Source organism: Streptomyces sp. NPDC014995 (genome assembly GCF_043080745.1).
Classification (GTDB): Bacteria; Actinomycetota; Actinomycetes; order Streptomycetales; family Streptomycetaceae; genus Streptomyces.
The window spans coordinates 1-14253 of record NZ_JBIBVX010000038.1 but is presented as its reverse complement, the minus strand read 5'-3'; the positions used below and the strand labels follow the sequence as shown (position 1 = coordinate 14253).

Sequence of the window (14253 nt, the reverse complement as noted above, 5' to 3'; positions counted from 1 at the left end):
CTCCGGCGGATAGTGCTTCATGACCACGGGACATCCGTTCTCCTGGACTCAAGATCCAAGTGTCTCGGGTGTCCAAGATCCGGGGTCAAGCCCCCTGTTCCTGGCCCGGAAGAGTGTGTGCGTTGGGCGGGCTGTTTGGTGTCGGCGTCATCTGAAGTGCAAGCTGCGAGTGGGGAGAGCAGCAAGACGCAGGCCACGCTCATGCCCATAAGAGTCCGGCGAGTCATGTCACTTCTCCCAGATGGCCCAGCCGATGCGGTGGGGCGTGTAGATCGTGACATTCTTTTTCACGCCCTTGGTGCAGTTGACGTATGTGTATTGGTTGTAGCCGTAACTCTTGAGGCGGTAGACGCCATAGCGGGCGAAGGTCGTCTTGCGAGCCGGCGTGTCGACGCTGATGGTATTGCCCAGTTTCGCGGTGAGCGATGCGGAGACGTTCACGCTGAACTTCTGCTCGATCGAAGCGATCGCTATGTCGGCCCCGGCTTTGAACTCTCCAGTAACGGCGATGCCGACTGAGGCGGTGACTTCGGAGACAAACGTCGATCTAGCGGTGCGGGACGTTCCGTTGTAGTTCGCCTGCTCGGCCCCGACGCCCTTGTGGTAGTCCTTGCTCTTGCTCGTTGCGTAGTAGGACCAATGCGGTTCGCACGGCTGAGCATTCGGCTTGTCGCTCGGCTTGGACGTCGGCGCGGTGAGACTGAGGTTGCTGTACATCAGCGGCTACCAGTCCCGCCAGTCATCTGTGATCTCGGTGCGGCTGATGCCTCGCCTCGCTGCCAGAGCAGGCACATCAATGCCATGCTCCGTCAAGGTCTGATCAATGTAGAGGCACAGCTCCTCGCGCTCTTCGGTCTCGTAGCTGGCGCCGTCGTGATCCTCGTTGATCTCATTCAGCGCCAGGACGACACGCTTGACCGCTTCGAAGACCTGCTCGTCGTCCTGATCCCTGAGTGTGTCCACATCCGACTCAAAGGCGTGCAGTGCCCCGTCAGTTGCCGCCAGCAGTACCTCAGGGAAGAGCTCCGACAGGAAGGCATCGCTCGGGACCCGAGTCCCAGCAGCGAGCTCCGCCGCCTCTTCGCCCACGCGGGCACGCCAACGCGCTGATGGTCTGATTGCCATGGCTGGACCGTAAGCCCAGGCTCTGACAGCGCCGTCGCCGTACACGCTTTCCAACTGTGTTGGTCAGGTGTGCGCGGCTTCGAACGGAGCCGTTCACCTTCGTTCATGGGCGGCCAGTCATAGGAGCGGCTACCGCCTTCGGACTCGCTTTGAACGGCCGTGAACGGCGCTCAATGAGACGGAAACTGAGACGGGCATGCCGTCCAGCCGGTACAGGTGTCGTCGAGTTACAGACCGCGGAGCGCCTCGTACGGGTTGCTGTAAACGCTCCAGCAGGTGACGCTGCCGTCGTCGTTCAGGCTGCCCATGTACCAGTCGTGGTCGTTGACGGCTTTCACCAGGCACAGGTCGTGTAACCCCACGACGTACTCGGCGTGGAGCCGCTCGTCTTGTGCCGGCCAGCCCGTCACGACGCAATCGGTGTCGAGTGGTGTGGCCTCCTGGTCGCCGGACACCTTGCGGATCTCTCCGGCGGAGGACGGCCGGCTGTTCTCCAGCGAGCGGGGCAACGTGATCGCTGCCTCGTCGTACTCCCGAGCGTGGAAGCAGGCGCGGAAGTGGCATTCATCCCCACCAGGTGTCCTCGGTCCTCGCCTTCCGGCCGTACGACCTCCGGCACGCGGGCGTCTCCCAGTGGCTCAACTCGGGAGTGCACGCCCCGGAGGTCGCCGCTCGGGCCGGCCACTCGGTGGACGTGCTCCTGAAGATCTACGCCAAGTGCATCGACGGCCAGGAACAGGAGATGAACGACCGGATCATGCAAGTGCTCGGGGAGGACGACTTCGAGAGCTGAAGAGAGGCAGGGCCGACGGACGGAAGCCCCGGACCGCTCCGGGGCTTCCGTCCGTCCACGCATAATCCACAGAGGTACGCCGAGGTCTCTCGGAATCCCCGCTGACCTGCTGCGGAGCCCTCCAAGATCGGCACGTCATTACAACGTGATCAGTGGCAAACGGTTGCTTTTGGCGGCATGTGCCTGCACATACGCGAAGACCCCGGCCTCAGCGTTTCCGCTGGTGACGGGGTCTTTGGGCACCTCATGCAAGGTGCCCCCGGCAGGATTCGAACCTGCGCACACGGCTCCGGAGGCCGCTTGGCTACCAGGCAATCTCGCTGGTGAGGGCCCCCTACATGTTCAATCGACTGAGATGAGTCCACAGATGGTCCGCGGAGCCTAGCCGCCACATCGGGGGGATTCCAGGACAGCCATACGGGCTTCCAAAGAAAGCTGGGACGCCACGCCTGGATGTCAGTGGCTTCATCTCCCGCCCCTCCTCAGCACTCGGTGGGCGGCCGGGTGGGTCAGCCCCGCCACAAGCCGGACTCGCTGTTTCGCTGACCGCGGATACGACCACGATGCCTACCGCGGCCAGGTCTGCGACTGAGGCATTGTGCCAGCGATCACCCGCCGCGGGACGCGGCACCGGGCTGGGCACCTACCGATGGGTGATCGAGCGCGGTTTCGCCTTGCTGTGCGACTTCCGCCTGCCTATCCGCTGGGGACGACGGACCGACATCCAAGCAGCACTCCGCGAACTCGCCTGCTGCTTGATCACCCATTAGCAACAACTCATTGCAGCAGTAAGACTCAGCCGAGCTCAGTGACAGCCGCGTGAATAGCGCTGCGCAACGTCACGTCAACGCCCCGCTCGTTTCTGAGCTCCTGAAAATGACAGGCGCTGTGAGGGTGCTGGCGGAGGACCGAGGCAACGATGGTTGCGGCCTGCCCGTCCAGGGAGCGCAGCCAGCGCCTGATCGAGTCCTGCGGCTTCCACTGGTCGAACGCACCATCCCAGGCGCACATGCTGTCCGTCGCGGCATCTAGGAGCTCCCACTGCCTTTCACGGCTGGCGAGGGAGGCGATGCTCTGCAGCCACCAGATGGCCTGGTCGGCTTCACCGTAACGCGGCCACTGCCCCTGCTCGTCGCCCGCGACGTGGACGGCGAGGGCCTTGACCACCGCGACGGCCCGGGGAACGTCGGACAGCAGTGCAGCGTCAGCGAACTTCACGTCTAGCGCGGTGACCGCCTCCAGGTACAGCTCGTAATCCCCGGGCCGGTCGGCTGCCAGAGCGATCAGGGCGTCGGCCGCCGCACCATCTCCTCCGCCCGCCGTTTCCAGCAGTTGTCGGCCTCGGAGGATCGGCAAGCCAGGAGCAGGAGCCGTCTCCTTCTCGACAAGGTCGAGGAAAACTGTGATGTTCTGCGGCCGCTGCTCGGGGTCGCGGTGCGCTGCCCGGCGCACGACCCCGTACCAGGGGCCCGGCGCTGGCAGCAGGGGGACGTTGGGCTGGGGCCAGGTGCCGGTCAGGACCCATCCGATGACCTGCCCGAGGCTGTAGATGTCGCTCGCGAAGGTGGCCTCGTGCGCGCCGCTGAACAGCTCCGGGGCGGCGAACCCCTCGGTTCCGATCGCCCCGTTGGTGAGGACGCCGAGGTCGCTGGTCTGGCCACGCGGGCGACGCACGATGCCCCAGTCGGCCAGTACCCACCGGTCCTCCAGGTACAGGATGTTGGATGGCTTGATGTCCCGGTGCAGCCACCCGTGCTCGTGCGCTGCGGCGAGCGCCGAGGCGACGGCGTCCACCAGGACCCGCAGCTTGCCCGGCGCCAGGAGCTCCGAGCGCAGGTCCTCGGCGGTGGCCCGGGCCACCGGCATCACGAACCAGGAGTGGTCCGGGCTGAAGTCGAGCACTGGCATCACGTGGGGGTGACCGCCCAGCCGCTGCCCGAGTTCGATCTCCCGGGCCATGCGCCGACGTTCCCGTGACCCCTTACTCAGCCGACGCTTGAACGCCACGCTCACGCGCGACGCCTTGTGTATGGCTTCGAAAACCTCGGCCTGCCCGCCCTCCGCCAGCGGCAGCCGGGCGAGCCGGTAGTCCTTCCTCTCCCCACGGGCGGAGCCGCTCACCAGTCCGTACTCCTGCATCCGTGCCCCATCGTGGGAGGTGTCACCCTGGCCGAACTCTTCGGCTGGCCGGTGCTCGGCGAGCTTGACAACGACAGGACGCACCTGGGACGGGTCGTTGTCCGGCAGGGAGGCGAGGAGGTAGACAGGCCCGTTGGCTCTCTCGGCGCGGGCGAGGCCGAAGACCTGGGCGAGCCGGAGATCGGCCACTGTGTCAGCAGAGCGCTCAGCCACGAGGGTGCGGTGCAGCAGGACGTGGTTGCCGGACCCGTCGGGGGAGGCGCTGAGCACGCCGCCGTGCCCGTCGGCCAGCAGGTGCGCAGGGTAATGGCCAGCCGTCGGAATCCAGTCCTCACGCCGACCGGCGTCTGTGCTGCGCCCTAGGTCCACTATGGCGCTACTCCCGCCCGCGGCGAGGAAGAAGCGGCGTCCATCCAGCCAGACGGCCGAGCGGACCGCTGCCTCGAAGGCGATGGGGTAGCGCAGCTGGTCGCCGAGCTCACTGCCGACGCGGGTCAGAGCGAGCGTGCCGTCGCCAGTGCTAAAGGTGACGCCGGAACCGGAGAGCACCCACGGCTCCCCATCGGGTCCCGTCAGCAGTTGGGCTCCCTCTTCGAAGGCGCCGGCCAGGACGGTCAGGGCGCCGTCGTGCCAGCGGACCAGCGCCGGCCCACACATCACCAGCAGCTCACCATCGGGCTGAAGAACCGGGCTTCCGTGGCATCCGGACAGCTTCAGGCGCCAGCGCGCAGCGCCGCGCCTGCCGATTTCCGACACGCCGTGCGCGCCTGTGATCAACAGGCTGCTCCCGCCAGGCCACGAAAGAGATGCAAGGCCCGAAGGAGGATCCGCCACGGCTGGCCCCATGAAGAGCAGCTCAGCGGTCAGAGGTGCCTGGGTCTGCACCTCAACCTGCACCATCGGGCGCAGACGCGCCGCAGGCGTCATCGTCCATACGTGGTCCGGAGGGCGGGAGGAGGTGAGTAGCTGCGCGAGCGGGACGTGGGTCTGGCGCTGCCGGAAGGTGTCGCGGATCAGCTCTGGAAGGGACCGCAGGCCGGCTACGGCCGCGTCCAGATGAGTTCGGTCCAGCACCACGCCAAAGGCCCGCACGGCGTCCTCGACCCGGTCCAAATCGTCGTCCTCGGGCGTGACCGTGACCGTCCACCACAGCAGAGCCCATCGCTCGGACTCCAGCCCCGATCGGCGCGCAGCGAGCACTGCCCGGCCTATGGCATCGGTCGGGCCGATGGCCAGACTGAGGAGGTAGTCCCGCCCTTCGTACTCGAAGCGGAGCCCGGGCAATCCCTCCAGGTCAAGGCGCTGCACGGCGCCATCGTCGGTGACTTGGTTCAGGAGAGCGGCCACCAGCTCGGCGAGCGTCTCGTATCTCTCCGCATCGGTCGCGGTGTCGTCCTTAGCCCACTGGCCATAGTCGGCCAGCAGCTCCCGTGCCCCATCCACTCTGTTCGTGTTCCCCCGCGTCGCTAGGACCGGCCCCTGAAACGCGGCCAGCGTGAGCGCATTGTGTCCCATCGAGTCCGCGCGGCGCCAAAGTTTCCTGCTTCCACCCTTCTAGGTCGATCCGGTAGGATGACCGCCGCCCCAACTCCGGGGTTAGCTATGCCACTTCCAGTCCTCAGACTCGCTGCTGGCGTAGCCCACTGCACCCTCCCCAGGGGGAGGCCGAGTGATGGAGGGCTCATGCCCAAGACCGCGTACATCTACGTCCCCAGCCCTTCCCGCGAGAACCTTGAGATCGGGCTCGACCAGGGCCTGTGGGGATGGCGCCGAAGTGCCCTCGATCGCGCCGGCGCTCGCCAGGCAGTCCAGTCCCTGAGTGAAGGTGACTTCCTCGTCCTGGGGCATCGGGGGCCCAACAGCCGGGTTGCTCCAGGCGGATGGACCAACGCGACCCTGCAGCGCGTCATCATCACCCAAGTCAGCCAGCCCTACTTCACCGACAGTGCCCCTGTCTGGCCGGACGACGACTACCCCGAGCGCATCGGCATCGACGTCCTAGAGGAAGAACAGGACGTCCAGGGCACCGCCCTCGGCGCCGACGCCATGGAAGCGCTGCGCCTGTCCGCCAACAAGCAGGGGGCCGCGGTCCTCCAGTCCGGTATCGCAGCCGTCGCCCAGCTCGCCGATGCGCTCTCACCTGTTTCCGACCTGCCGGGCGACGGAACCGTGGACCACGAGGGCGCCGACAGCGCCGTCGCCCAGGTGCTCGTCCGCCGCGAGCAGGCCAAGCTCCGCAAGAACCTGCTCGGCGGCGCCACCGAGGCGGCCTGTGCCTTGTGCGGCCGTGTCCTGCCTACCCGGTTTGTCCGAGCCGCGCACATCAAGCGGCGCAGCGCGGCCAGCCGCCAGGAGCGGCTGATGATGGCCAACATCATGCCCGCCTGCCTCATCGGCTGCGACGAGCTCTTCGAGCACGGCTACGTCTATGTCACCGACAACGGCACCATCGCCGTCAGCTCGAAGCGCAACATTACCCCTGACCTGGCTGTCGCGGTGAAGGCTCTCGAAGGCCGCACCGTTGCCGACCACGGCCCCCACCGCACACCCTTCTACACCTGGCACCGCACCCACATCGCCAACTGAGCGAGCGAAGCCGGTCTGACCAGCAGGCAGACCAATTTCGGGTGGGTGGCTCCCTTCGACAAGCGAGCCACCAACCTGACCAGCGCGATGTCACAGATGCGCTCAAGCTTGACCGACTGCCTACCCGGACTCGTTGGCAGTTCGCCGTCCGGCCCTGCCCCTTCCTGGCCTTGCCACGGGTGACGGCCGGGGGACGCCAGGCGCGCAGGTCCTCGTCTGTAAGCCCATGCGCGCCCTGCTGGGTCTGGCGGTAACCGGCGAAGAAGGCCGTCGGGCAGCCAGTTGAATCTGCTGTGCCACTGGTACAGCCACGGCTGCAGCTCCAGCAGGCCAGCGAGGAACGGCGTGATCTCCTCGGTGGTCAGCGCGGTGTTGGTGAAGTACGTCGCCAGCGCTTGAGTCTGCTCGCGGTGGTTCCAACGGTCCAGCCGTACAGCTCTGGGATGGCGTTGGTCTGCCCGTAGGAGATAAACCGCTCATTGGGCACGTCCAGCTTGCCGCGCGCCTTCCAGAAGGAAGGGCGCAGGAAGTCGGCCGAGGTGTACTTCGGCGGCACGGGGATGGAGTCCCGGATCTTCCGTTTGGCCGACTCGTCGGGCGCGGCGTCCTCCTTGCGCTGGAGGTCCGACACATCCTCTGGAGGCCGTTGACATGCCCACCAAACATGCTGCTCACAGCGGGTGCTGCATGTTGCACGGCTGAACTTGTCCACCGATGGTCCACAAGCTCCCGCTCTGGGCGCCTGCCAAGTGCCGAAGCTCTTGCGCTCGCTTGCAGTCAGCGTTGCGACTCAGCGTCCAGTGGGGGCGCCAGCGGTAGTGATCATGGCGTCGTCTCCCCTCCTGTGCGCCCATGCGACTATTGAACCTCCACAGGCGTCCCATGATCATCACAGTCGTTCCGAGATGAGCGGTGGGCGATTCTGAGGTGCCGGAGGTGGTGCGGTCTTGAGGCCGATCTGGCGATACGCCGCCTACGTCCGCCGACGTCACTATGATCTCGTCTCTGTGGACGAGGCACTTCACTGAGGGGAGAAGAGCGGATGACGGAGGCGGTCGGCGGGTCGGTTGAGGCACTTGCTAACCCGATCATCAACTCGCCGTACGACATCCCGAGCCGCCACTTCGAGCTCGGACCCAAGGGGCCGACGGGAAGGGTCTTGGAGCGTCGTCGTCCGAGTGAGTCGTTCATTCCAGTGGCCCCGGTGCGTAAGGGCCGCAAGAAGGGCGTTGACAACTCGGTCCAGGAAGCCTTCGCGCTCACACAAGAGCAGGTCGTTCCTAACACCCTGATCGATGAGTTGCGTCGAGAGGTCGCCCTCTGGCGGGCCCGGAACTACGACGGCGTCACCCCAACGACCCGGAAGTTGCTTCTGCATTGGTCTGACCCTAACCGGGACAATCGGGTGCTCTTTGCGCAGCGGGAGGCGGCAGAAACCGCCATTTTCCTTGCCGAGGTGAGCGGCAGGAAGACGGCATACGGCACGGTTCGTGATTGGCGTGGTGAGCTAGCGGAGCGCAACGAAGAACACAACGTTGGTCTTCCGCGGATTGCGCTAAAGATGGCTACCGGCGCGGGCAAGACTGTGGTCATGGCGATGCTGATTGCCTGGCACACCCTGAATAAGGTCACCAGTCCGCGCGACCCACGGTTCGTAAAGCGATTCCTTGTCGTCGCACCTGGGATTACGATCCGCGACCGGCTGCGGGTGCTGCAGCCGAACGACCCAAGTAACTATTACGATTTGCGCGACCTTGTGCCCGCAGATCTCAAGGGGCAGCTCGGTAAAGCGCAGATCCTCATCACGAACTATCACGCCTTCCTCCTCAAGGACTCCCGGGAAATCAAGGGTGTCTCCAAGTCGACGCGTCAGATCCTGCTGGCCGGCAAGAAGGAAGACCCGTTTAAGGAGACCGAGGACGCAATGGTCTCCCGGGTGCTACGCGGTTGGGGTGTCGGCAGCGGAAAGAAGCAGAGCGACATCCTCGTTATCAATGACGAGGCGCATCACTGCTACCAAGACAAGCCAATCACCATTGAGGGCGAGGAAGTAGACGCAGAGGCCAAGGATCGCAACGCCGACGCCCGCGTCTGGTTCAAAGGGCTGCACGCAATAGCCCGCAAGGTGGGCGTGAAGGCGATCTACGACCTTTCTGCCACACCCTTTTATCTATCCGGGTCGGGCTACAAGGAAGGTTTCATCTTCCCCTGGGTAGTCAGCGACTTCTCATTGATGGACGCCATTGAATGCGGGATCGTAAAGGTGCCGCGAATCCCGGTCGACGACGACGCGGCCCACGAAGCGGTCACTTATCTAAACCTTTGGGAATCCGTCGGCAAGTTGCTGCCGAAGCGTGGACGCAAGGATCTCGACGCCAGTAATTGGGTTCCTCCTGACGAGTTGGTCGGCGCCCTGCACAGCTTGTACCGGTCCTACAAAAGGGCTTTTGCGCACTGGGAGACTGAACTACAGCCCCTTGGTGAGACGCCACCGGTCTTCATCGTCGTATGTCCCAACACGGCGGTCTCCAAGTTGGTGCACGACTGGATCGCAGGCTGGGACCGCACGCCCGGTAACCTGCCCTTGTTCAGCAATGTCGTCGATGGCGAACCACTGGCCCGACCGCGCACTATCCTCGTTGACTCCGCCCAACTGGAGTCGGGCCAAGCGATGAAGCCGGACTTCAAAGAAGCGGCGGCAACCGAGATTGAGGCATTCAAGTCCGAGCTTCGTCTACGTAATCCCGGGGCGGATATCCAAGTCACGGATGAAGACCTGCTCCGTGAGGTGATGAATACCGTCGGCAAGGCCGGACGACTGGGCGAGCAGGTCCGATGCGTCGTCTCGGTCGCGATGCTCACTGAGGGGTGGGACGCCAACACGGTCACTCACATCCTGGGTATCCGGGCGTTCCGCAGTCAGCTGCTCTGTGAGCAGGTCGTCGGCCGCGGCCTGCGGCGTCGTTCCTACGACGTGAATGAGGAAGGTTTTTTTGAGGCGGAGTACGCGTCTGTTTACGGCGTACCGTTCGCGTTTATCCCTACCGACCGCCCGCAGGTAGACCCCAAGCCGCCGCGTCCCACGACGCTGGTGCGGACTGTTGAAGGTCGCGGTCACCTGCGGATCACGTTCCCCAAACTCACCGGCTACCGGTTGGAGGTACCGGATGCTGGGTTGTTTCTAGCAGATGACCTAGATCCATTCGTGATTGGGCCCGGCACTATTCCGACCTGGACTGAAGCCGCGCCGATAGTCGGAGAGACCGAGTTGATCGAGGACGCACCGAAATCCCAGCGTCCGCAGACCGTAGCGTACTGGCTGGCCAGGCGACTGCTCACCACACACTTTCGTACCGAGAAGGACGCTGGCGACAATCGGCCGTGGCTCTTTCCGGAACTAGTGCAGGTGTGCAGGGACTGGATCGAGCGGGCAGTGACGGTCGAGGCCGGCTTCGACCTTGGCTTCCTCATTCGCTACGTCCAGTGGCAGGCGCGAGCCGCGGACGCGGTATACGCGGCGGTAATGCGGCAGGAGGAAAACCGTCGGGCTCGATTGCGACCAATACTGCGTCCGTTCGATCCCATCGGCTCGACCGGGAGTGTCTCCTTCCACACGCGCAAGGTTTCCCTTGTCGCTGACCAGGACCGTTGCGAAGTAAGCCACGTTGTTCTAGATGGGCCCGAAGGGAACACCTGGGAACAACTGCTGATGGCCTACGCGGAGAAGCATCGCGACGTGCTGGCATACGTAAAAAATGACCACCTCGGCTTCGAAATTCCGTATGTTCACGAGGGCACCCGGCACGACTACGTGCCGGACTTTCTGATCAAGCTGCGGACCGAGCCCGACGATGTCGAGCGCACACTTATCGTTGAGGTATCCGGAGGGCAGAAGCAACTACATCTGCCGGGACTGACAGATATGAAACGGGTGGCGGCACGCGACACCTGGTGTGTTGCCGTCAACAACCATGGCGGCTTCGGCCGCTGGGGCTACCTCGAGATCACCGATCCCACCACCGCAAAGCCGTTGCTTGACGAGGCGATCCGCCGTCTATACGCCGATGATGGCGCGATCATCGGCGACCCAGACCGCAGCGACTACCACGAGAGGACCCCCGTTGCCGCCCCGTAAGAAGCCGACCAACCCCACTCCGGTCAAGTCGATCACCCACGGCGACAAGCGGACTAACCTGCCCACCGTCGACGCTCAGGAGTTCATCACGCCCGCTGTCGAGGAGGCCCGCAAGATCCTCGTTGAGCGCGACCCGAGTCTTGACCCACAACTGGTGTGGAAGGGGAAGTACGGCGACGAGTCCGCAGAATCCATTGAGTCTTCCGCGAAGCTGGTCACCGATGCACCGCCGATTTACATTCAGGAAAAGATTGACCCGCGAGTCCTAGTCGAGAACCTTCGACGCACAGCGGCCCGGCCCGACGAGCCTGCACTCACTCTCTTCGACCAGTTCGACGGCCTTGACGAACTCGACTTGGTCGACTTCTACGAGCATCAGGCCAACTGGTCGAACCGAATGATACTTGGCGACGGCCTTCTTGTGATGGCTTCGCTCGCCGAGCGCGAAGAGCTGCGTGGAAATACGCAGATGGTCTATATCGACCCGCCCTACGGCATTCGATTCGAGTCCAACTGGCAGGCGACGGCGCGATCGAGGTCAGTCAAGGATGGCAAGGTCGAAGACGTCGTTCGCGAGGCCGAGCAGATCAAGGCCTTCCGTGACACATGGGACCGCGGGATTCACTCGTACCTGTCGTACCTCCGGGACCGACTGCTCGTCGCACGGGAGCTGCTCACCGAGTCCGGGTCGTGTTTCGTCCAGATTGGGACGGCAAACCTCCACCTTGTCACGACCTTGATGGCAGAAGTCTTCGGTCCGGACAACCACGTTGAGACGATCGCCTTCCGAAAGAAGACCATGCCTCTCGGTGGGCGGCTACTCGAAGGCGCCTACGACTACATCGTGTGGTTTGCCAAGGACAAGGAGCTGGTGAAATATCGCCGGCTCTTCCAGAACCAGAACATCCAAGGCGACTCCCATTGGAATGTTGCGGTCGCACCTGATGGTTCAAAGAAGCTCATGACTCGCGCTGAAATCAACGCGCATCAGTTGCTGCCCCCGGGAACCGACGTTGCCCAACTCATCGGACTATATCCGGTGGGCCCTTTCGAAACCGGCATCTACGACTATGAGTATGACGGGCGGACGTACAAGCTTCCACCGGGTAAGTCGTGGCCGTCACCGAAGCAGGGGATGGATCGCCTTGCCTGGGCAGGGCGCCTACAGCCCTACGACGATGGCAAGACGCTCCGCTATGTGCTTCGGCACTCGGATTATCCAGTCACGGTTTACAACAATGTGTGGACTGACACCTCGGCCGCGACAGGTATGACCTACGTGGTGGAGACAAGCCCAAAGGTGATTCAGCGCTGCATGCTCATGTGCACTGATCCTGGCGATCTTGTGCTCGACCCAACCTGTGGCAGCGGCACAACGGCGTATGTGGCTGAGCAATGGGGTCGGCGATGGATCACCATTGACACTTCCCGAGTGGCGCTCGCGCTGGCGCGGCAGCGCTTGATGGGGGCGAAATTCCCGTTCTATCTGCTAGCCGACTCCGAAAAGGGCCGAGTGGCCGAGAGTAAGGCGAGCGGCACGGTACTCCCGCCGGCACGCGTTACCAACAACATCCGACACGGGTTCGTCTACAAGCGCGTCCAACACATCACGCTGAAGTCGATCGCTAACAACCCTGACATCAGGGAAGGGATGACAAGGGAGGAAATCGACGAGGCGATCAAACGGCATGCGGACTTTGAGCTCCTCTACGACGACCCGTACGAAGACAAGGGCACTGTTCGGGTAACTGGCCCGTTTACGGTCGAGTCCCTGAGCCCTCATCGCTCGCTGGCCTTCGCAGCCAGCCCGGACCCCGCCCACCGCGAGTCGAACAGCGAGGTGAGTGGTGCGGAGCAGCCGGATGCTCCAAACTTCGAGCAATCCATTCTTGAGAATCTCAGCCGTGCAGGGGTGCAGAACGGGCGCCGGGGTGAACGCATTGAATTTTCCTCCATCGACCCCTACCCGGGCACGTACATCCAGGCGGTCGGTACCTCGACGAGCCTGTCCGGAGAGGGCGAAGCGAGAATCGGGATTGCGATCGGTCCGCAATACGGCACGGTCAGTCAGCGATTCGCACGCGACGCGGTCAAGGAGGCTATCGAGGCCAAGGGCATCGATCTGTTGTGCCTCTTGGGCTTCGCCTTTGATGCGTCGACCGGCGAGGTCACGGAGTCTGATGGCGTCACGGTCGACGCCTCGTCGGAAGGCTTCGCTCAAGTCGAGGGCGAGCGGGCATTCGGTCGTATCAAGCTCCTCATGGTTCGGATGAACGTTGACTTGCTAATGGGCGAGGACCTGAAGAAGACGGGTGCGGGTAACCTGTTCACGGTCTTCGGTGAACCAGACATCGACGTCCGCCACGAGGACGCTGATGTCGTGGTCGAGCTCAAGGGCGTCGATGTCTACGATCCGACAACGGGTGAGGTGCGCAGCAGCGACACTGGCCGGATCGCATTGTGGATGATCGATACCAGCTACAACGGCGATAGCTTTTTCGTCCGGCACTGCTACTTCACCGGCGGTGGGGACCCGTACAAGAAGCTCAAGGGCGCGCTTAAGGCCGAAATCGATGTCGACGCGTGGGCGTCGCTGAATTCCACGGTATCCCTCCCGTTCGCGAAGCCGGAGACTGGCAAGATTGCAGTCAAGGTCATTAACGACTACGGCGACGAAGTAATGAAGGTATTTGAAGTCTGATCGAGGTGTTCGACTCGCAGGAGTAGGCACCGAGGTCAGCGGAGCGGCTTTGGGCTGGAGCTGCTTTGGCGCGAGTGATCATGGCCCCGTAAGCTTCCGGCGCGTCGGGCAGGTAGTGGACCTGCCCGGTAAAGCACGACGTTGGGGCCATGATCTTCGAGGCTCGCGCCAAAGTGGCTGCCTAAAGCCGTGGAGCCGACCGCCCCAGCCACGATGTACCCCTTCTCGGGCATCAGGCGGCTGATTGCGGTGCGCGCGGCACGGGCGCCGGCCGGGCTGGAGCGGGGCGAAGACAGACATCCGATGCGGTTGATCAGTCAAGCGGTGTCGGGGAAGGCTGTCTGCTCGTCGTAGGGGATGTGGTGGGTGAGGCAGTGGTGCAGGCAGCCGAGCATGCGGTTGAAGAGGTTGCGTTGGGCTGCGACGTGTCGTTCTTCGGCCGCTCGGCGGCGGTCGTAGTGGGCTCGTGCTCCGGCTGATGCGGTGAGGGCGGCGAAGGCCCAGTTGTAGCCGGCTGAGGCAAGGCGCTGGTTCTTGATGTGCCTGGCCAGGACGATGGTTTTTCGTCCGGAGGATCTGGTGATGGGGGCGGATCCGGCGTAGGCCTTGAGTGCTCGGGCGGTGGCGAAGCGGGTGTGGTCGTCGCCGAGTTCGGCCAGGACGCGGGCGCCGGTGAGGGGGCCGAGGCCGGGGAAGCTGGTGATGATCTCGGCGTCCTCGTGAGCGGTGAAAGCGTCGACGACCGCGGCCTCCAGCTCATTGGCGCTGGTGCAG

8 protein-coding genes and 3 pseudogenes are annotated in these 14253 nt (G+C 63.8%); 5 read left to right on the top strand and 6 right to left on the bottom strand.

Translation table 11 applies throughout. The features are described from left to right. Window positions 1-228: 228 nt before the first annotated feature. From ACF1A1_RS38945 to ACF1A1_RS38935, 3 genes are all read right to left on the bottom strand, one after another. Window positions 229-717, bottom strand: a complete 489-nt coding sequence (locus ACF1A1_RS38945) for a hypothetical protein (protein WP_392006903.1) — start codon at window positions 715-717, stop codon at window positions 229-231. A gap of 6 nt (window positions 718-723) precedes the next feature. Continuing rightward, window positions 724-1125 (bottom strand): hypothetical protein, encoded by a 402-nt coding sequence (locus ACF1A1_RS38940; protein WP_392006902.1) that lies wholly within the window; start codon window positions 1123-1125, stop codon window positions 724-726. 227 nt (window positions 1126-1352) lie between these two features. After that, on the bottom strand, window positions 1353-1634 hold the full coding sequence (locus tag ACF1A1_RS38935) for a hypothetical protein (protein ID WP_392006904.1): 282 nt from the start codon (window positions 1632-1634) through the stop codon (window positions 1353-1355). On the opposite strand from ACF1A1_RS38935, the pseudogene ACF1A1_RS38930 reads away from it, so the two are divergent. Together ACF1A1_RS38930 and ACF1A1_RS38925 are read left to right on the top strand one after the other, a co-directional pair. Next, window positions 1597-1918, top strand: a pseudogene (locus ACF1A1_RS38930) (site-specific integrase); the annotation flags it as partial. The gene ACF1A1_RS38935 and the pseudogene ACF1A1_RS38930 sit on opposite strands and share 38 nt — an antisense overlap. Before the next feature lie 492 nt (window positions 1919-2410). Further along, window positions 2411-2688: pseudogene (locus ACF1A1_RS38925) on the top strand (transposase); the annotation flags it as partial. Between the two features lie 25 nt (window positions 2689-2713). On the opposite strand, the gene ACF1A1_RS38920 reads toward ACF1A1_RS38925, so the two are convergent. After that, window positions 2714-5500: a protein kinase gene (locus ACF1A1_RS38920; protein WP_392006901.1), complete on the bottom strand. Its 2787-nt coding sequence runs from the start codon at window positions 5498-5500 to the stop codon at window positions 2714-2716. A gap of 240 nt (window positions 5501-5740) precedes the next feature. Between ACF1A1_RS38920 and ACF1A1_RS38915 the strand changes: the two genes are divergently transcribed. Beyond that, window positions 5741-6643 carry a hypothetical protein gene (locus ACF1A1_RS38915; RefSeq protein ID WP_392006899.1) on the top strand — a complete coding sequence of 301 codons (903 nt, stop codon included), beginning with the start codon at window positions 5741-5743 and terminating at the stop codon, window positions 6641-6643. Between the two features lie 169 nt (window positions 6644-6812). Here ACF1A1_RS38915 and ACF1A1_RS38910 read toward each other — a convergent pair. Continuing rightward, window positions 6813-7280 (bottom strand): annotated as a pseudogene (locus tag ACF1A1_RS38910) (DUF7008 domain-containing protein); the annotation flags it as partial. Window positions 7281-7685: 405 nt separating this feature from the next. Here ACF1A1_RS38910 and ACF1A1_RS38905 point away from each other — a divergent pair. Both ACF1A1_RS38905 and ACF1A1_RS38900 read left to right on the top strand, forming a co-directional pair. Next, a complete protein-coding gene (locus ACF1A1_RS38905; protein WP_392006897.1) occupies window positions 7686-10778 on the top strand; it encodes a BPTD_3080 family restriction endonuclease in 3093 nt (1030 codons plus the stop codon). Continuing rightward, window positions 10765-13479, top strand: a complete 2715-nt coding sequence (locus ACF1A1_RS38900) for a site-specific DNA-methyltransferase (protein WP_392006895.1) — start codon at window positions 10765-10767, stop codon at window positions 13477-13479. Before ACF1A1_RS38905 ends, ACF1A1_RS38900 begins: the two co-directional genes overlap by 14 nt. 317 nt (window positions 13480-13796) lie before the next feature. Here the strand turns inward: ACF1A1_RS38900 and ACF1A1_RS38895 are convergent. Beyond that, a partial coding sequence (locus tag ACF1A1_RS38895; protein WP_392006893.1) for a transposase occupies window positions 13797-14253 on the bottom strand: 457 nt, incomplete at its 5' end.

Bases quoted from the DNA above. Each gene is read 5' to 3' on its own strand.
- ACF1A1_RS38945 (WP_392006903.1), bottom strand. From the start codon at position 717: ATGTACAGCAACCTCAGTCTCACCGCGCCGACGTCCAAGCCGAGCGAC.
- ACF1A1_RS38940 (WP_392006902.1), bottom strand. From the start codon at position 1,125: ATGGCAATCAGACCATCAGCGCGTTGGCGTGCCCGCGTGGGCGAAGAG.
- ACF1A1_RS38915 (WP_392006899.1), top strand. From the start codon at position 5,741: ATGCCCAAGACCGCGTACATCTACGTCCCCAGCCCTTCCCGCGAGAAC.
- ACF1A1_RS38905 (WP_392006897.1), top strand. From the start codon at position 7,686: ATGACGGAGGCGGTCGGCGGGTCGGTTGAGGCACTTGCTAACCCGATC.